At 58.8% G+C, this 19,696-nt stretch carries 14 protein-coding genes; all 14 read right to left on the reverse strand.

Going from position 1 to position 19,696, the window contains the following annotated elements:
* Positions 1–23: 23 nt before the first annotated feature.
* Positions 24–782 carry a lysozyme inhibitor LprI family protein gene (locus HU727_RS10270; RefSeq protein WP_186531495.1) on the reverse strand — a complete coding sequence of 253 codons (759 nt, stop codon included), beginning with the start codon at positions 780–782 and terminating at the stop codon, positions 24–26.
* Between the two features lie 2 nt (positions 783–784).
* The gene (locus HU727_RS10275) at positions 785–1,657 is read right to left on the reverse strand and encodes a tetratricopeptide repeat protein (RefSeq protein WP_186531042.1); all 873 of its coding nucleotides are present in this window, start codon (positions 1,655–1,657) and stop codon (positions 785–787) included.
* Positions 1,658–1,661: 4 nt separating this feature from the next.
* The gene (locus HU727_RS10280) at positions 1,662–2,168 is read right to left on the reverse strand and encodes a hypothetical protein (RefSeq protein ID WP_186531044.1); all 507 of its coding nucleotides are present in this window, start codon (positions 2,166–2,168) and stop codon (positions 1,662–1,664) included.
* Between the two features lie 35 nt (positions 2,169–2,203).
* The gene (locus HU727_RS10285) at positions 2,204–2,713 is read right to left on the reverse strand and encodes a hypothetical protein (protein ID WP_186531046.1); all 510 of its coding nucleotides are present in this window, start codon (positions 2,711–2,713) and stop codon (positions 2,204–2,206) included.
* Complete coding sequence (locus HU727_RS10290) at positions 2,710–5,160, reverse strand: alpha/beta fold hydrolase (RefSeq protein ID WP_186531048.1); 2,451 nt, start codon at positions 5,158–5,160, stop codon at positions 2,710–2,712. The genes HU727_RS10285 and HU727_RS10290 overlap by 4 nt, the downstream gene beginning before the upstream one ends.
* Positions 5,161–5,169: 9 nt before the next feature.
* Positions 5,170–6,564 (reverse strand): TIGR01777 family oxidoreductase, encoded by a 1,395-nt coding sequence (locus tag HU727_RS10295; protein ID WP_186531050.1) that lies wholly within the window; start codon positions 6,562–6,564, stop codon positions 5,170–5,172.
* A 140-nt stretch (positions 6,565–6,704) separates the two neighbouring features.
* On the reverse strand, positions 6,705–8,072 hold the full coding sequence (locus HU727_RS10300) for a lysozyme inhibitor LprI family protein (RefSeq protein ID WP_186531052.1): 1,368 nt from the start codon (positions 8,070–8,072) through the stop codon (positions 6,705–6,707).
* 122 nt (positions 8,073–8,194) lie between these two features.
* Entirely contained in the window at positions 8,195–8,785 is a 591-nt protein-coding gene (locus HU727_RS10305; RefSeq protein ID WP_186531053.1) for a lysozyme inhibitor LprI family protein, read from the reverse strand.
* A complete protein-coding gene (locus HU727_RS10310) occupies positions 8,767–11,418 on the reverse strand; it encodes a pesticin C-terminus-like muramidase (protein WP_186531055.1) in 2,652 nt (883 codons plus the stop codon). The genes HU727_RS10305 and HU727_RS10310 overlap by 19 nt, the downstream gene beginning before the upstream one ends.
* Before the next feature lie 51 nt (positions 11,419–11,469).
* Positions 11,470–13,512: a type VI secretion system Vgr family protein gene (locus HU727_RS10315; RefSeq protein ID WP_186531057.1), complete on the reverse strand. Its 2,043-nt coding sequence runs from the start codon at positions 13,510–13,512 to the stop codon at positions 11,470–11,472.
* A gap of 28 nt (positions 13,513–13,540) precedes the next feature.
* Positions 13,541–14,542, reverse strand: a complete 1,002-nt coding sequence (locus tag HU727_RS10320) for a serine/threonine-protein kinase (RefSeq protein ID WP_186531059.1) — start codon at positions 14,540–14,542, stop codon at positions 13,541–13,543.
* The gene (locus HU727_RS10325; RefSeq protein WP_186531060.1) at positions 14,539–15,267 is read right to left on the reverse strand and encodes a PP2C family protein-serine/threonine phosphatase; all 729 of its coding nucleotides are present in this window, start codon (positions 15,265–15,267) and stop codon (positions 14,539–14,541) included. Before HU727_RS10325 ends, HU727_RS10320 begins: the two co-directional genes overlap by 4 nt.
* The gene (gene tssM, locus HU727_RS10330; RefSeq protein WP_186531062.1) at positions 15,267–18,806 is read right to left on the reverse strand and encodes a type VI secretion system membrane subunit TssM; all 3,540 of its coding nucleotides are present in this window, start codon (positions 18,804–18,806) and stop codon (positions 15,267–15,269) included. The genes HU727_RS10325 and tssM overlap by 1 nt, the downstream gene beginning before the upstream one ends.
* A 13-nt stretch (positions 18,807–18,819) precedes the next feature.
* Positions 18,820–19,695: a type IVB secretion system protein IcmH/DotU gene (gene icmH, locus HU727_RS10335; protein ID WP_007920301.1), complete on the reverse strand. Its 876-nt coding sequence runs from the start codon at positions 19,693–19,695 to the stop codon at positions 18,820–18,822.
* Between the last annotated feature and the right edge of the window lies 1 nt (position 19,696).

Genomic DNA, 19,696 nt, shown 5'->3' on the forward strand with positions numbered 1-19,696 from the left:
TATCAGCAAATTACTCTGGCCTGTTATGCCCCAGGCTCAAGCGCGCCGCACTTCAGCTCTTTGATTTGCTCACTCTGAATCGGAACCACACAGGCAAGGCGCTTCTCGCCGAGCCCACGAAGCTCCGTCAAACTGAGCGTCACGTGCAATCCATCATCGGCAAACGCATGATCCTCAAACCCGGCATCGGCATAGTCCGTCCAAAATGCCTTGCCCTCGAAACTACAGAACCGCTTAGAGGACAACACTCTCCAACCGCCGTAGGGCGCCAGTATCTGGACCGTCAGGCATGGGCTGCCAAAGGTGCTGACATAACGTGCCACGACATCGCCGAAGCGCTGGGAGCCGGAGAGGTACACCTTGTTGAGATCGACCACATTACCCGGCTCATCAGCGACGATCGTGTCCAGATAAGCCGCACGCTCTAGACCCATTCTGGCCAAGCAGTTGTTGATCGTCGTGACATGCGCTGCCACCCCAGGCTCGATTTCCGTGGCTTCAAGCGGGCATGTGGTGTCGCGTAGCTTGATCCAGGCGCGCTGGGATTCTCTGGCCATGGCGACCAGCGCCTTACCCTGCTCAGGGTCGCGCCGTTGTTGAGCCTCAAACCGTCCAAGCAGCATCTTGTAGCTGGCATTGAGTTGCGTGTCGGCTTCCTTGCGGGCCGCCTCGACACACCGATCGACCTGGGCGCTCACGGTGATTTCTTTGCAGTCGTCTTCGGCCATCGCAAAAGAGGCAAACAGGCATCCAAAGGACAACGCGATAAAACGCGCAAACATATTCAATTTTTCATTCCCTGAATGGCGGATCGCTCAACGACACGTTGAGGTATTTTCTGCGTCTTGCCGTCGGCGCTCATCGCGTCGCGGTACTGGCTGTAATAGCGCTGCGCTTCATCTTTGCGATCAAGGCGCCAGAGCGAGTCGGCAATGTTCAACATCAGTACCGTGCGTTTACCAACAGCCTCAACGCCGCGATAAAACTTCAGCGCCAGCTCATCGTTACCGCCCTCGGCCAGAAAAAAACCGAGGTCGTTGTAGACCCGAACATTTTGCGCCGGGGGATGGCACGCCATGTAGGACTCTGGACTTAGAAAGTTCAGGCTCGATTCGATGGACTCTGCGCGGGACTGTGCCGGCTCGATACTTGAGGCATATTTCAGCAAGTCCTTTGGGGACGTCGTCTCTAGGGTGGGAGTGAGCACATCGCCGTCTTCGGAAACCCATTGATTGCCCTTCCACTGACCGACACAAAAAGTCGCCCAACGATCAGCCAGCACGCAACCGGTTCCCATGGAGATCACAACGCAATGCTGTTGCGATTCAAGTTTTTCTTCGCCATTTTCGAGCGACAACATGCCGAAGATCACTGGGTCGAGTAACAAGGTTTTCTTGTCAGGACTGAGCCAGTCCGGGTGTCCATCTGCGCCAACATCGACACTGAAGAGCGGGAAAGTTTTGCCGTTGGCGGTGAACCATGCGGTCGCCGAATCCACACCGGGCATCGTCCATTTTGTTGCTCTAAACTTCACGGTGTGTCCGTTGACGCCGACTATCGGCGGGGCCAGATCGCGCTGGGTAAAAGCGTCCGAAGGCGCGGCGAAAGCTGGCAGAGAGAGCAGCAGCGAAAGGCTGCCCGCGAGAAGACTATTCATCTACTCACTCCTCATCCATCGGCGACGATTCAACGTCGGTCATGCTCAGCAGTCGAAATTCATTGTTCACAAACTCGTAGAAACGGTCCCGGTTACCACTTTCCAAAGCATTCCCTTGGGCATCTTCTTCGCCGTCGAGCGTGATGCCGGACACGATGATCATGCGGCTGTCGGGCTGATAGGCCATGCCGAAGGTGCTGCCGTCGTAAGCATTCGGCAGACCGCCAACCACTTCACCGGTCTGAGCGTCCAGCACTTCGCCGCAAATGGCGCTGCCGCCACAGCCGAGCCTGTGCAGGATGTAATGGCCGGCGAAGTTGACCTTGCCTTTCAGGGCTCGCACCCGTGCCTGATCCATCAATGGGCTGCTGTTTTCTTGCGGTACCAGCTTGTGATTGGGGCCGGTGAAAACTGGCGTAACGGTGTAATCCTTGAAGGCAGGATTGGCAGCGAATGCCAGGGATGCGGCAGCCAATATCAAGCTGCCGAGAAGAACTGAAAATCCTTTCACGTAGTAACTCCGTAAATGCAGTGGGGACCGTCGGCTTACTCAGACTGCCCTTCATAACGCGCTGTCTGCGGGTTGAATTGCCACAGATGTGGCCGGGTCATGGCCTTTTCACCCTTGTAGCGAATCCGCCCGCGCTTGTCCCTGATGTAGGAGTAGATCTCGATGTCCTTGAACTCACCTCCCCCCTTGGGTGGACCGTCCAGAACCTTGACGCCGGCGAAGTAATCGCCGCCCGAATACCTCAAATAACCACGGCACTGGATCAGGAAAGCGAATGTGCTATCCATTGAGGAGCCAATGCCGACGCGGGAATTGAAGATGAAGTCTTCGATGCCATCGCCATTTAGATCGCCGCGAAAAACCACGTGGCCCGGATCGATAGAAAACTCTTTTCCATCGAGACTGGAAAGTATGTCTTCCGGATGTTCACTGCTCTGCGACCATTGCGATAAGAAATATTTTGAGTCAGCTTCCTGATTGCAAACATCTGCCGCCATAACCGCTATCGGCAACCAGCTCACACATAACACCAGCAATCGTTTCACTTCGCATCCTTCGAATTGATCAATTCCAAATCCCCATCCCGATACAACACCTCACACCCCACCCACGCCGGATCCACCTGCGGCATCACCGCCGACGGCTTGCGCAATTCCCGCAACAACGTCGAGCCATGCGACAAGCGCCCACCCATCCGCGCAATCACCGCCCGCGCCGCTTGATAGTGCGCATGCCGCCCCGGATCAAGGGTGTCTTCGAGCAGGATGTCGGCGCCGAGGATGCCTTGCACTTGCCCCGGATAAATCATGAACCCGGTGGCCTGCTCCGCACTTTCGCGACCGTCCTGCCAGAAGCTGCCGTCTCGGGTGCGCACATCCGGATGCGGCGCAAACCAGTGCTCGCGATCCGCCAGCGGCATAGCGTGGTGCAGACGGAAGAAGATGCGCATCAGGTTGTCGCGATACCACTCGCGCACTTGCAGGTAGTAACCACGCAGGCCCGGCAGGCCGGTCGAATGGGCCAGGCGGATCAGCCCTGACCATTGCGGGAATGGTTGTAATGGCAGCTCACTCGACGCGGGTCTAGGGGTGGCCGGATCGGTCTCCCACGGCAATCGATGCGGACTGTTTTCAAGATTGTCGTAAGCGGTCGGCGGGCGGCCCAGCCAATCACCGCCACTACTGGCCAGCGCCGTGGCGATGCACAGATTGCCTTGCACCACGAACATGTAAAACCGGGTGAACCAGTCCGCAAGTTGTTGGCCATCGGCACTCTGGGCGACGAGTTCGGCCAGTTCCCGATCGAAGCGCTTCAAGCCACTTTCCAGATTCAGCAAATGGCCGCGAGCCTTGCGTTGCATGCGCAAAAACAGCGGTAACGAACGCAGCATCTTCAGCGGTTGCCACGGCAGATGCGGGGTCGCGCCGCCGACTTCACCGGCATAGTTGCTGGCGCTGATACCCCAGTCGGCGAGTCGGGCGAGGAACAGGTCATTGTTGATGTACGAAGCGCCGTCGAACACGGCGGTGAATGGCTCGTTGTCCTGCAACACCCGCGCATCCCAGCGCGCCATGATCGCCGGAATACTCGACGCTGCCCGGCGCTGGGCGTACTCAACGAAGACGCTCGGTTGCGGCGGCAGGATCTCGGCGATGTTGGCGGCGGTCAGGTGCCGACGCCATCCGTAATCGCTGATCGGCCGGTATTGCAGCAGCCACAGTTGCGCGCCGTCCCAGGCCCATTCGACGTCGCCTGGTACGTAGTGGAATACACGCAGTACGTCTTGCAAGAAGCGCCAGAGCAGGTCTTCGGTCAAGCCGTGGGACGGCGTGAACGTGCCACTTCGCCAGGCATCGCCGAGTCGCGAAAGTGTCGCGCGCGAGGGGCTGACGTGACCATCAGCCAGCGATTCGAGATGGCCTTCAACCCATTCCAGTTCTACCGACAAATGCCGCACAAACGCGATCCCGGAAACTACGGGCGTAATGAAGCGCTGCACCACCACTTCCTCGACGCCTTCGGCCGTCAGTTCGGCAATGCGTTTCGGCACATTGGCGGACGGCTCGCGCAGATAGGTCGTGCTCAACCCGGCGTTGGCCGAGTCGGCCTGATCTTCGCCATAACTGGAGGAGCGCACCGCCCAGGTCACATCAGGTTGGGCGGCGAGAAATGCCGGCAGGCGCGGATCGTTGCAATCGTTGAGCGTCAGCGCCGCTGGCACCGCTTGCCGCGCCAGTTCGGCCAGACGCAAACGACCACCCTTGGTGTGCGCGACAAACCCGCGCTCGCCCGACTCCAGCCACTGCGCGAACTGCGCGGGCGCGTCGATCCACGGATAGTGACCCCAACCGGGTTTCAGGCTGATGGTCAGATCAGCGCGGGCGAGAGTCGCCGACCACGCCGCCGCTTGTTCGATGCCCAGCACGTTGTCCTGATCGCCCCAGACCAGCTCGACCGGATCGGTGATCCACTCCAGCAGCGGCAACGCGGTGTCGGCGCGAATCAGATCCCAGTGCGGCACAAACGCACGACAGCGCGCATAGCCGGCGCCCATGCGCTGGTACTGCGCGGGCGTCCAGGTCTGGTTGGAAAACTTGCGGGCGAACAGCGTGGGTTTGTTCGACAGCAGCCAGTGAATGGTCTTGCGGATCGGCAGCGGCGACATCAACGCCGGCAATCGACGCTGCCACAAAAATGCCCCGACCGGCGCCAACAGAACACTGCGCGAAAAATGCCCCGGCCGACGTTGCAACGCATGCAGCACCAGCAAGGCGTTGACCCCGACCGCCATGATCGCGCTGCCCTGCTTCGTCATCGCCAGCAAGGTTTGCGCGTAGTCGGCAAGATCCTCACAGGGCGGCTGTGGATTGGCGCCGAAGCCCGGCAATTCCAGCGGCACCACGTCGTAACGCTTGAAGTGCGGCAGCGCGTCATCCCACCAATCGGCAGTGCTGCCGTTGCCGGCCAGCAGGTACATCAAGGGCTTGCTCATGAGCGATCCTCAGGTCAGATCGCGCAGAGCGGCGTCGAGGGTTGGATAACGGAATGTGCAGCCGGCCTCGGTCAAACGCTGCGGCACAACGCGCTGACCGTCGAAAAACAGCTCCGCCATTTCCCCGGCCAGCGCGCGCACTGGCGCCGCCGGAATGTGCAACCACACCGGGCGTTTGAGGACTTTGCCGGCCTGCTCGGCGAACGCGGCCTGACTGAGCGTTTCGGGCGCCACCATGTTGTAGGTGCAGCGCAGAGTGTCGTCGTTGAACGCCCGCGCGATCACCTGAAGCACATCGTCGCGATGCACCCAGCTCATGATCTGCCGTCCATCGCCCATGCACCCGCCGAAGCCCAGGCGGAACGGCATCAGCAGCGCCAACAACGCACCGCCGGGGCCGAACACCACGCCGAGGCGCAGCACCACCTGACGCACGCCGAACTCCGTGGCCGGTTGCGCGGCGGCTTCCCAACGCGCACAGAGTTCGGCCATGAAGCCGTCGCCCTTGCTGGCGCGTTCGTCGAGGCTTTCGCTGGCATCGCGCACGCCGTAGAAACCGATGGCTGAGGCTTGAATCCAAAGCGCGGGTTTGTGCTTGGCGTTCTTCAGCCAAGTCATCAAGGCTTCGGTGATGCCGACTCGGCTGGCGAGCAGTTGCGCCTGACGTTTGGGAGTCCAGCGTGGGCCGGCGACGGGGGCGCCGGCGAGATTTATCACTACGTCGAAGGTGTCGTCGTGGCTGAGTTCGCTGAGTGAATGCACACAGCGGACGCGGCCGTTGAATAGATTGGCCGCGCTCAACGGATCGCGCGTCAGTACGCTGACCGAATGGCCGGCATCGAGCAGTTGGTTGACCAAGGCTTCACCGATAAACCCGGTGCCGCCGGTGATCAGCACGCGCTTATAGCCGCCACTGGTAAACGGGTTGGATTGGCTCGGCATCTTTTCTGGTGGGGACTTTCGACTGTCATGCCGATACAGCCAAAACAACGGTGGCAGTAATACCAGCAATGCAAAACCATCGAGCCACACGTGCGACCAGACCTGCTGTTGTGCCGAGAGCCACATGTCCTGCGGCGCCCATAACAGGATGCCAGCGATCAACCAACCCCACATCGCCGGGGCTTTCAAGCGATTGCCTAGGTGCACCAACGCGAGCATGTACAACGAATAACTTTGCAGCGTCGCGCCGAACAGCGCGAACCACCAGACTTGTTGTTCGTGGCCGGCAGCAGGTACCGCATCGGTGCCCCAGAACGAAAGTTCGAGGACTCGCAGGTAGCCATCGAGCAAGCCGGAGTCACCGGCCCAGGTCAGGGTAAGACCGGCGAGGATATGCGTGATCGCAGCGGCATATAGCCAAAGCACCAACGCTGGGCGAAGCGAGGAAGAAAGGGCTGGCATTCCGTGTCCTGAGCGCGTTCCTTGGGGGTGGGGAGTTTAAAGGAAAATCGAGGTCGTCTGATGCTCAAGCATTAAACGTTTTAGCGTGAGGGATTCAGGCAAAACTTGTGCAAAAACCGCCTCAAACAGGCCCTCGACATTCAAATGCAGTGGCTGGCTTTGATCGGCGCAGTGGCTGACGATCCCAATCGCCCCACGTTGAAGAGGCCCAGCTGATCACCTTTGTCAGCCGCCATTTGATAACAGGCTAACGCTCGAGACATATCCTTCGTTCCCCACTCGCCTCCTTCAAAGTTGGAGGCCAGGTAATTCATCGCGTCTGTGGAGCCCAAGGTAATCGCCCGAATAACCTGCTCTTCTGCCTGCTTGGGATGAAGGCAAGGGCCGTTATAGTCGGTGGAGTTTCCAGAACAAAGAAACGTCGCATAGCCCAGCGCACCCTTTGGTATTGTCGAAGCCGCTTTGAACAGCGCCTCAACCTTGCTTGTTTCCAACTGAGACGCCATCTGCGAAAGACTCAGGCTTGCCGCCGACAGGCTCGCCTGTGCGTCACCCGACTCTGCAGCACACACAAAATTCTCCAGGGACGCCTCCATCAACTCCGCAGTCAGCGGGTATTGCTCAAGAGACCCCAGCCCACCTAAAGCTTCAGCACGCTGATAACAAAAGTTCTCGGCGCGGCTCATTCCCGGATTATCCGTTGCGACAAGATCCTTCTCGCTGATCGACCAATCCTCAATCCCCTCAAGCACCCAACATGCCTGACGAGAGAAGTTGAAGATCTTGATATTGCTGTTGCCCGCTCGCTTATCCACCACGTTGACATGACTGTCGTCGACCTCTTCGATTTCGACTCCAGGCGTTTTGCCGGGCGCGATAGCGGCCATCAGCGGGTAGGTGAAAGTAGCTCCACTGACACCCGAGGTCGAAGGCTCAAAGGTGCTACGTTCCTTTCCCGATACCGGTTTCAACACCAGCGACTTGACCGTCATCGCAGTGAAACGGCGTTGTGATTCGCTGTTGGCGGAAAACGCCGTCAGGAAAGGCGCGAACTCCTCCGAGGGGCAAGCATCGCTCGCCGACGTCGCTGAAGCGCTCTTGTCGGATGCAAGCGCAGGGACAATCTTGTCCAGATACGCCGAGCGCTCACGACTCATTCTGGCGATGCACGAGTTAACTGCGACCACATGCGCCGGCATCCCCGTCTTGATCTCGAACGCCTCCAAAGGGCAGTTCGCATCGCGCAATTTCAGCCACGCACGCTGCGACTCTTTAACCTTCGCCGCGTACTCCGCGCCCAACGCCGGATCTACTCGATAGTCAGACTCAAGCCGCGACATCAACTGCTTGTAGCTGACGTTCAACTGCGCATCGGCAGCCTTCTTCGCCGCCTCTGAGCAGGGCAGCATTTCCATGCTTGAGGTGACATGGCTGCAGTCATCCTGCGCATAGACCGCTGAAACCGGCAGCAGCAATGGGGCCAGTAGGGTAATAACGAAGTGATTCACTGCATTCATCCTTGAGTCATTCAGGCTTTGCGTTTGGTGGGAACATGGGGGCAGACCATCTCTTTCGGATACTACTAAAAGGTGGTCTGGCCCTATTTCACTACTACCACCGAGACCAGCAATCAAAAAATCGGAATCTGAAAACGCATTCTCCCCATGCACCGATCTTTAGCCTCGCCGAATAACCTGGTTGTTATCGCGCAGTTTTCTTCTGCATATTCTTTCCAAGCCGGTCCGAAATCCTCGTTACCACCGACAAACTTCAAAGCCTCCGGATAGTTCATAGCGGTGGCTTTTTCATTAACTAGCGATACAGCCTTATAAAAACCATCCCCTATGACGCCGGTCCGAAGATAAACAAGTTCAGCCACACGAAAACTCGTCAACTGTTTCTTACACGACAATTGCTCAATCGGAGACTCTCCGCCCTCTTCATCGTCGTTTTTGCAATATTCACCCCTAAGGGTTATCCATTTTTTTTGCGTAGAAAGAAGCGCCGCTCTAGTTGCTGAATCGAGTTCAGCAGACAACGCCTTGTATTGCTCATTCAGGACCTTATCAATTTTTTCAAACGATTTCTGGGAGCAACTGATAATGTCAGGATTCGTTGAACTAACGGCGCTACAATCAACCTCGGCCGACGCAACGCCGGTGGAAATAAATACGACCGATAAAACAGCAAAGACTTTCTTCGTCACTTCCAGCAATTGCATTTCAACGCCTCCTCAAAAAATACCGCTTCTTTTTCACGTCTCGTGGCTACACCGGCAGTACTAGGGTCATTCTCCCAAAGCCGCTTCATGCTACGTAGCCGGGAAGGAATCAGTTCGGGTTTATCGTTATCGAAATCTTCTTTTATCTGTTTCATCTCTAGCCGCTTCAAAGCCTTCGCTGGCGTACTCCCTGATAAGGAATTGCCTCGATTGACTACAAGGGAAAGTAATACGCCCTGACAATCCGGATGCAAATTTATAGCTTTAGGGTATACGTCAACAACTTGTTGGGCATACCGTTTTTTCATGATGACAGCCAACTTTAAAGCGTTGTCCTTACTGATGGATATCGAGCTGACGTTGTGCACATAATCGCGCGCATCTTGACCTTTCTTGCCAAGAGCACCTTTCAATCTTTCGATCTCTTCAGGGGTGTACAGGTCCTTCAGCTCTGCATCCACTCTCGCGGCTGTTTGCTGCCCCAGATCGTAACCATAACCTATCGTTATTCCACTGTTGGCATCGGACAATGCATATGGGTGTTCCCGATAAGCTTCGATTGCCAACAGAAATTCAAAAAGTTTCTTCGATACTACATATGGCCCAACTGTTGTGTCGAGGGTATACACTTCAGCCTTACACTTCTCAGGGCAGCCGGACAAGAAACCGCCCAACAAACCAAGCAAATGGATATGCTGAACGTTATTATCACTGGTTATGCCATGTTTCCCGACCAACTTATCCCACCAACTGAGGCGTTCAATTCGAAGCTTTTCTTCCACCCACTGCTGATGAGGATCCGAGACACTATGCCCCATCAGTTCGTCCAGCGAATCCCACTTTTCTTTTTTGAACTGCCACTCGCTTTCGTAACGCGTAACCATTTGAGATATCGGCTGAGAAAACCAAGGCTTGCTTAACGCTTCCTTGATTTCCGCAGGCGTAAGTTTGTTGTCGCTGTTTTTATCGAGCATTTTGTACAGATGCTGCTTAGCGGGACCGTCATTGGCGTTTCCAACATTGGGTAAATATGTCGCTCGCTCTTCCTCACTCAAATTTTCCTGAGCATGCAGGGATGCAGCGAGGTGGTCCGCATTACTGACAGTTTCTTCAATGAAACTGAAACCTTCCCACTCAAAGGGTGAATGCCGCGATAACTTGGTATCCGGCTCTGCAAACCATCCATTGAGTTCATTCCCGTCGGCATCACCCAATAATCCGTCCAGGCGCCACCACAACGTATAGGTAGTGCTTCCTCCCATGACAACAGGAACCTTTATTTTTCTTTCCGCGGGTAAAGCTTCCAGCACTCCGACAGGAACCAGAAAATCATAGCCAACTGTTTTGTGCGGATCAGTCACTTTAGGTGGATTGGCAGGACCCATTCCCTCCACGTGAGTAACCACCACGCTGCCTTTCGGAATTTTCACTAGCGTTTTTTCAGCTGCTGGCAGTCCCGCAGCCTTCTCTTTGCTCAGCGCGGTAAAGGCCTTCACGTCTTCACAGCTGAACATCTCAACGTGCAGTAGATTTTTCGGGGCCGAATCGGAGTGATTCTGATACTTCCCTACATGTCCAATCAGACTGCCCGCGGTAATCGGGAATGGAGTCGCCAAGACATGCACGGCGTCCTTTTCGGCTGGCTCACTCTTGGCCTCAAGTAGTCCTTCCCAGACATATCCAAGCACCTCTCCCGCTGCCAGCGGCGGAACAGCATTTCCACTGACGATCTCCAGCAGTTTCTGGTACTTGCCACGCGTCCCGTCGGTTCCGATTTTAACTTGCGTACCGTGCGGCAAAATTGCTTTCACAGCGCCTGACGGGCTGGCAGAGGCGCGTACAACAAGACCTTTCTGAGGCGGAGTCATTGGGTCTTTGGCAGCGGCACCAATGACGTAAGTATTGGGAGTTGGACCTGCGGTCATCTCTCTTTTGAACACCCAGCCTGTACCTGGCGGCAGGTCGCTACTGGCTGGCGTGACGCTGACAACCTTGAGCCAACCATTGTGCTCTTCGCCTGCCTCGACAACCGTGCCGCGATTCAAAACTGTCAAGACCGTTGCATACCCGGGCTTTCCTCGTGGTTCCTGGCGGACACGCAAGCCCAGAAGTTCATCGTTGGCAGTTGCCTTGACCTGCAACGTACCGCCGCTCCAAAAGGCCGGCCGCGGCAGTGCCGGGGTTTCTTCGTAGCTTTTCCATTGCAACAAATGCATATACAGACTGAAAAAGGTAAGACTCGGGCCGGGAACGGGTGCTGCAGGAGGAGATCCCGCTGGTACCGGCGGCGCTGGCGGCATCGGCACTTCCAATCGGTGTTTGACCAATACAAAGCCAGTGGAAAAGTCGGACTGGGTTGTACCGAAATTCGACTTGGGATAGATGCTATCGATTCGATAGGCAACCACTTGACCGTCCGCTATGCATCGGACTTCTGTCGAGTCCTGCACCAGACCCGAATCTTCATCGAAATGCACGCCGCCATGCCAAAGCCCATTAGCTCCCAGCGGATAGTAACCATCCTTCGCTTTGGCTAACGCCATGTAAAACTGCTGCGGATCCGTCGCCTCTGCCGTCCCGACTTTCAATGGATACGCCCATTTTTCTACTTTCTTGCTGGTTGTCTCTGTCATTACCAATTACCTGAATTCTGATCCCTGGTGGCTTGGATTGCCGTCGATGTCTTACCCGGAAAAATTGAGCATGCGTTTCGGTTTGCGTTTGATCTTTTCCTCAGACGCATTCAACAACGCCTGATCCATCAAACTCCCCGCCTTATCCTTATCCGCCGCCCCCGGCAGCACCGGCGGTTTGATCCCGATGCCAGTCCCCGACCCCGCAGAACCACCCGCATTGATCTTGATCACCGGCCCGACCACCGTAACCCCACCGCCATCCAGCTTGATAAAGCTCCCACCCCCAAGAATGGTCAGCTCCGTCCCGGCCTCAATAACAATCTTGTCTCCAGCCTTGAGGTGTATCTCTTTCCCCACGCTGGTCAGTTGCGCCGTGCCCAGCTTCACATGCTGGTTCTGCCCAATCGTCAAATGATCGTCCAGCTTCGCTTCAACCTTGCGGTCGGCAATCGTGGTGCGATGTTCTTCAGCCTTGAGTTCGGTGTAGGTGTTCTTCACCACCGTGTCATGACGTTCATTGCCGACGCGAATTTTCTGGTCGTGCTCAACGTTCTCATCCCAATCGCGCTGGGCGTGGATGTAGATCTGCTCCGCACCTTTCTTGTCTTCGATGCGCAGTTCGTTGTATCCACCGCCACCCGGTGAGCTGAGGGTTTTGAAGACGCTGCGAGTCTTGTTCGCCGGCAGGGCGTACGGCACCGGGTTTTCCTTGTGGTACAGGCAGCCGGTGACGAGGGGTTGGTCGGGGTCGCCTTCGAGGAAGGTGACGAGGACTTCCATGCCGATGCGCGGGATGGAGATCGCACCGTAGCGGTCGCCGGCCCACGAGCTGGAGACGCGCAGCCAGCAGCTGGTTTTGTCGTCGGCCAGGCCTTCGCGGTCCCAGTGGAATTGCACTTTGATGCGGCCGTACTGGTCGCAGTGGATTTCTTCGCCTTTGGGGCCGGTGACCATGGCGGTCTGGCTGCCGAGGACGCGCGGTTTCGGGTGTTCGAGGGCCGGACGGTAAAACACGTCCCACGGGGTGGCGAGGAAGCGGTTGCGGTAGCCCTGGTGGAAGTCGTCTTTTTCGTCGGTGGTGTCGCTGGTCACACCTTCTTCGAGGACTTGTGGCTGTTTGCCTTCGTGGACGATTTCTGTGAGCAGCCACAGGTCGTTCCACTCGGTGCGCGGATGGTCGGACATTTCCATGAAGTGACCGCTGACGAGTTTGGTCTGGTCGCCTCGACCTTCGGCCTGGCGGTAGTCGGCGCGATGGCGTTCGAGGGCGCGCTGGCTGAGGAACTTGCCGCGCGCGCGGTCGATGAAGCGGCCAGGGTAGTCGTAGTCTTCCAGATCCGGCTCGGTGCTCTCGGCATCGGGTTTGTACGCCGCTTCCATTTGCAGACGCGGTTTTTCGAAATCGTAGTCACGGCGCGTGGTGCGGGTGGTGCGGGTTTCCAGGCGCAGTTTGAAGCCTTTGATTACTGGCTCGTCGGCGACCATGCCGCTGCCTTGCACGTACGCAGTCGGCTGGCCGAGGTTCTGGAACACGGTCTGGTCGTCGCCGAACACCAGCAGGTGAGCTTTTTCGCTGTGCTGGAAGTGGTAGTGAATGCCTTCTTCTTCGCACAGGCGCTGGACGAAATGCAGGTCGGTTTCGTCGTACTGCACGCAGTAGTCGCGATCCGGGCACGGCTGGCTGAGCTGAAAGCTGTAGGCGTTGCCCTTGATGCCGTGTTCTTCGAGGATCAGCGCGATGATTTTCGGCGCCGACATCTGCTGGTAAATGCGCTGGTTGGTGCGGTGATGCAGGTATTGCAGTTGCGGCACGATCGAGACTTTGTAGCGGGTCAGGCGCTTGCCGGCATCGCCCTGGGCGACGCGGTAAATCTGCCCGTGAATGCCCGAACCTTGGGGATCGAACGCCAGAAACGCCTGTTTGTGCAGCAGTTGTTCGAGGTCCAGATCGGGGTTTTCGCTGACCAGTTCGAGGTCGAAGCGATACGGCTGGCTGATGCCTTCGGTGCCGGTGAACGACAGCACTTGCAGGTCGCCGACGTAGTCTTCGACCTTGAGGCTGAAGTGGGTTTCGTTAGCTGAGTTGAACATCGTGTGCTCCCTGTTCGAATGTCATCCGTTACGCCCGAAGTCGCAGACGTTGCAGCCAGGACGAAGTGGCGCCCAAGGCGTCACGCAATTGTGCGGCAGTAATGTTGCGCTCTGCCGGGTTGAAGCTCAGCGCGGTTTGCAGCGCTGGCCAGCCGTGTTTCGGTAGATTCTTCGGTGCGTGCAGCTCGCGCTCCAGGTGCTCGTCGCGGGCCTGGGTCGAAGGCAGGCGGCGGAACGGGTGTTTGCCGCTCGCCAGTTCATAGATCACGCAGGCCACGCCGTACACGTCCGCGCTGGCCGACAACGGTTGGCCCTCAAGCAGTTCCGGGGCGGCGTAGCCTGGGGTCCAGGCGTTGAAGCGCTCGCGGCTCAGGTGCGGCAGGCCGGGCAGCACGCCCTCCTCTGCCTGGCCCAGGCCGAAGTCGAAAAGACGCAGGCCGTCTTCGCTGAGCATCACGTTGCTGGGTTTCATGTCGCCATGCAGGACGCCGCGACAGTGGGCGTAGGCCAGCGTATCGAGCAGCGGCAGGACGATGTCGCGCAGTTCTTTCCACGGCAGGCCAAGGGGCCGCTCGCAGAGTAATTTGTCCAGGGTCAGGCCACGCATGTATTCCATGGTGATGAAGGCCCGCTGGCAATCGGTGTCGACTTCAAAGGTATGCGCACGCACGACGTTGTCGTGGCGCAGGCGCCGGGTCAGGGCGAACTCGCCGTAGAGCAAGGCACTGGCGTCCGGCGATTCGGCAAATTCTTCGCTGAGAATTTTCAGCGCAACGTAAGGGTCGGGATCGCCAAACTGCTCGTGCAGCAAATCCCGCGCCCGGTAAACGGCGCCCATGCCACCGGCCCCGAGCAGACGCTCGAGGCGGTAGCGACCGGCGAGTACATCCGGCAGCGCACCGATGCTGGCCCTGGTCGGTGCCAGCAATGGTTCGGCCTTGTTGCCCTTGGAGAAGGCGAAGTAGGTCAGGTTGTTGGCCTGCTCTTCGCTGATCAGCAAGTCGTCGACTGGCGATTCGAGTTCAGTCATTGGCGGATCACCACGGCAGTCAGGTTGTCACGCGCGGCGCCACGCAGGGCACCGTCGAACAAACGTTCCAGCGCCACGTGCGGCGCGCTGAGGCTGAGCGCGTTGCCCAGTGCGTCGCTGCTCAGGCCCTGATACAAACCATCGCTGCAGAGCAAAAACACATCGCCCGGATAGACCTCGAGTTCCAGCACATCCAGGGTCAGCGTTTCAGCGGCGCCGACGGCTCGGGTCAGGGCTTGAGCCGCCGGGTGTGCCGCCGCCTGTTCGGCGCTCATTTGCTGTTCGTCGATCAGTTGCTGTTGCAGTGAATGGTCCTTGGACAGCTGATACAGACGCTGTCCACGCCACATGTAGCAACGGCTGTCGCCGGCCCAGATGCAGGCCGCGCGATTGCCTTCCACCAGCAGCGCCACGACGGTGCTGCCCATGATGCTGTCGTGACGGCCGGCGGTGACGGTCAACTCCTGCCCCAGCCGCCGGTTCAGCCAGTGCAGGCACTGGCGAATGGCTTTGAGGCGTTCGTCGAAGTCGTCGTGCTGCGGCAACTCAGCCAGGCTGGCGACGATCAACTGGCTGGCGATGTCGCCACCCTGATGACCGCCCATGCCGTCCGCGACCACCCACAGCCCGTGCTGCGGGGAATCGAGAAAGGCATCTTCGTTGCGCGCCCGAACCTTGCCCGGATCGGTACGCGCCGCGCTGCGCCAGGGACTGGCCACGAGCATCAGAGCTGCACCGGCATACGGAAGGTGCGCAGCACGCCCAGGTCAAACGGGTTCGGCGTGCGCTGGCTGGTCAGCAGGTAGTTGGCGCGCAGGCCGCCTACATCAGCTTTCAGCACCAGCACGTCACGGCCGGTCAGGTACTCGGTCTGCATCAAGTCGAACAGACGGAACAGCGACCATGGGCCGGAGTTCTTCTCGATACCGATCGGGCGCCCCGCCATTTTGTCCATGACCAGACTGGTGCGACCGTCTTCAGCGTCGGTCGGCCATTTGAAAGTCATTGGCAGGATCGGGCCGTGGCGGTATTCCATGGTCTTGTCGCCGAACTTGAATTCGGAACGGCTGACCGCCGGATCGAGGGTGTACGGCTCCAGTTTGAACTGCACGGTCGGCTCGGCCGGGTTGATGGAGAAGAAGCTCTGGCGAATCGTCAGCGCTGCGGCCATCTGATCGAGGTAGACCTTGGACACCGGCAGGCTGTGACCGTCGACACTGCGCATGCGGTAGTTGCCCGGATCGCCGCTGACGAACGGGCGCATGTAGCTGTCGAAGAAACGGTCGACGATGCCTTGAGCCTTGAAGAACTCGCGGAAGTCGCTGATCGCCACGTCGCTGGTGCTGCTGGCGCTGAACGGATAACGCTTGCTGATGGTTTTGCCATAAACGCTGTACAGCTCGTTCTGATAACGGCCGTTCAGGTATTGATAGGCATCATTGAGCACCAGGCGCCACGAGTCTTCGGCCAGCACGTTGAACCACACGCTCAGTGGACGCGGCAGACGGCCGGAAGCGTTGCGCAGGTTGGTCAGCGCGTCACGCTGGCCGCTCATGCGGGTCTTGGCCATCTCAAACGCGGCTTGCTCCGGCGAACTGGAACGGGCCAGACCGGCCAGTTGCAATTGCAGGTCGTTGAGCGCGTTGAACGCCGGCGTCAGGTCAGCGCCTGGGCCGTTGTTGTCATCGAGCAAACGATGCAGCGGTTCGAAGCGACGTTGCAGGGATTTCTTCGCGGTGTCCGGCAGGTTCTTCGCCACGGTCAGCGCCGAAGCCTTGTCGGCGGCAGCCGCGGCGAGTTTGCCGACCTTGCCCAGTTTGCCTTTCTGCTCGGCCAGCGCGTCAGCCGCATCACCGGCTTCTTCGACTGGATCCGCAGCGGCTTCGAAGCGGGTGTTTTCACGCACTTCGGTGAGCAACGCGAGCACCGGCGAATTGGCCGACGTCAGCCCCGCCAGTTGCTCGGCACCTTCACCGGCGTCGCTGATCGGCGGCAATGCGACCTGGCCAACGGCCTCGCTCCAGTAGTTGGCGTAGTCGCGGAAGTACAGCTGCTCCAGCTCGACCATCAGACGACGCAAGTCCATGTCGCTGATGCCCGCGCCTTCGCCCAGCACCCAGTTGTCACGCAGAATATCGGTAACCAGCGCTGCGCCCTGAACCGAGAAATACTGTTGATAACCCTGCTGGGTGTAGAACCCCGGGATCACGTATTCGGTGCCGATGAACAGTGAGCCTTGCGGGCCGAGGTGTTGGCTGAAACGGTAGTCCGGCAGGTTGCGCGCCTGCTCGCGGAGCATGCGATAGACCACGTTGGCCAGCGATTCGCTGCGCAAGACCTGACGCGCCTGCGTCACCAGTTGATCATTCAGCGGATAGATGAACGGTTGCTTGAGCAGACGCTCAAGGTGAGTGTTCAAACCATTCTGCACGGCGGTGTTGCCGGTGTAGCGCTGCGACCAGTCAGTGGCGACCCAGTCCTTGAGCCACGCCGCGTCGCGACGGTCCTTCATGTTCAACATCAGGTACGCACGCAGGCTGTTGAGCAGGCGATCGCGGTCTTTCATGTTGGCGCGGATCTGCCCTTCGAGCATGGTCGCCACCCGTGGCAGCAGTTGCGCTTCAAGCTCGCGTTCGTAAGCGGTCTTGACCACCGGATTGATGTCTTCACCCTGATACAGGCCGCCGCGTTCGTGGTACGACACGTCGCCTTTTTTCGGGAACACCTGGGTCGCGGCGTAGCTGGTGTCGAGGACTTTCAGCACGCCCATGGCGTCATCGCGCGGCGACACGGCCGAGCGTTGTTGCGTCCAGTTCTGCGCCAGCGTGCGCAGGTTTTCCAGGCGCTCGTAGTTGGCCGAGAAACCACCGGCCCAGAGCATGCCGAACAAGGCAAGTGCCGCCAGTGCGCCGACGTACAGCGCACGCTGGCCCCAGTGGATGCGGCTGCGTTCACGCTTGTCCAGGCCGGCCAGATTGGCTTCCGGGAAGATCACCTGGCTGAGCAAATGGTGAATGAAGCGCGACCGGCCGCTGCGCAGGGTCGGCAGCACACCGGCGTTCATGCCGAGGCTGGCGCCGATGCCGGCGGTGGTCGAATCCATTTCCTGTGTCAGGTGCGGTGCGCTGGTCAGGTAAAAACCACGCAGTTGCGTTGCACGCTGATAGCGGTTGCCGGTGAACGCCATGTCGACGAACAGGCACAGGCGCTCGCCGATCTGCCCCAATTGATGCGGGAAGTCGAGGATGCGGCCACGGCGCTGGGTGTCGCGCTCGGAGTGCATGCGCATGATCACCTGGCTGTTGAGGCGACGCAGCAGTTCTTCGAACTCGTTGCGCAGCACAGCCACGTCGGTGCCGACCTGCTCCTTGCGGAAACTGGTGCCGAGCACCTGATCGCTTTCTTCGCGGGTCAGTTGATCGAAGAACTCGTCGAAGCCCAGCAGCTTGTCAGCCTTGCTCAACACCAGATACACCGGCACATCGACGTGCAGCTTTTGATGCACGTCCTGCAGACGGCTGCGCACCTGACGCGCCAGAGTTTCGATGTCCTGCTCGCTGCCAGCGGTCAGGGTTTCAACCGGAATGGTCACCAGGACGCCATTCAACGGACGGCCGCGACGGCGCTTGCGCAGCAGCTCGAGCAAGGTGGTCCAGGCGTTGCCGTCGACTTCGGCGTCCGGCTGGGTCGTGTAGCGACCGGCAGTGTCGATCAGCACACCGTGGTCGGCGAAGTACCAGTCGCAATGACGGGTGCCGAGGGTGTCGCGGGTCAGCTTGCGGTCGATCTTGTTGATCGGGAATTCCAGACCGGAAAAGTCCAGCAGGCTGGTTTTGCCGGAGGCCTGCGGGCCGATCAGCAAGTACCACGGCAAGTCGCTGCGCCAGCGCTCGCTGCGGCCGCGATACAGACTCGAGGTTTTCAGGGTTTTCAGCGCGTCCTTGAAGCGCACCTTCAACTCTTTCTGCTCTTCGTCGATCAACTCTTCGCGGCGAATGCGGTCCTGGCCATCTTCGCTTTCTTCCTCGGCTTTCTTGCGAATACCGGCGCGCCAGCTGACGAAGACCATGGTCAGGCCCCAGATCAGGAACAGCACGCTGATGGTCAGCAGGCGCGAGGTTGCGCTCTCCCAGAACTTGTAATCATCAACCGCCAACAACGGGCCGACGAACCACACCAGCAGCGCCACGAACAGCACCAGCAGCAAGGTCCAGACCCAGGTCTGGCGCAGGAAGGCGCCGACTTTCTTGAAAAACTTTTTCATCACACGTCCCTGTTTACGGCTGCGACTGCGGTTGCACCGCGGCCGGATCAAGCGGCTGATAAGGTTGCAGAACGGTGTCGCGCTGCTCGCCCAAGACCCAGGCGAAGCCCGAATACATCACCACCAGACACACCAGGGTGAAGAGCACCACCATCCACGCGGGCACGATGCGCACCAGGTTGCGGCGCTGATCGTTGAGGCCTTCCCAATGCGGCGACAACTCGCGCGGCACGTCGCCACGCAACTGACGAATCTGCCGGTACAGGGCGTCACGGATGCCTTCGAGTTCGAGCATGCCACGCGCCTGCACGCGGTACTTGCCCTCGAAACCGAGGGACAGGCACAGGTACATCAGCTCGAGCATCGGCAGGTGCTTGACCGGGTTTTTCGACAGCCGATCGAGCAACTGGAAAAACTTCTCGCCGCCGAAGGTTTCGTTGTGGAAGCTGCTGAGCAGGCTCATCTGCGACCACTCGCTTTCGTTGCCCCACGGTGTGGTCACGACGGCTTCGTCGACCACGGTGCAGAGCACGTACCGCGCGGCCATCACCTGGCTGCTTTCGGCGCCGTTGTGCAGGGCGCGCACCTCAAACAGTTTGAGCCCGGCGGTCAGACGCTCGTTGAGCGCGTAAAGGTCTTCGCGGGTCTCGCTGTGCTTGAGGCGCACCACTTCCGAAAGCAGCTCGGAGGAGGCGGCCACCAGCGAATTGAGACTGATATTGAACGCTTCTGCCGGGCGCAGGCGCGCGGCGTAGATCATGCGTTCTTCCAGTTGCTCGAAACGCGGCGGCGCGGCGAAGTCGGTCAGCGGACTCGATGCCGGTCCGTGGCCCTGACGGTCGAGCAGGACGGTTTTGTCGTCCTGGTTGTAATCCGTTTCCTTGATCATG

The organism is Pseudomonas khorasanensis, assembly GCF_014268505.2.
GTDB classification, from domain to species: Bacteria; Pseudomonadota; Gammaproteobacteria; order Pseudomonadales; family Pseudomonadaceae; genus Aquipseudomonas; species Aquipseudomonas khorasanensis.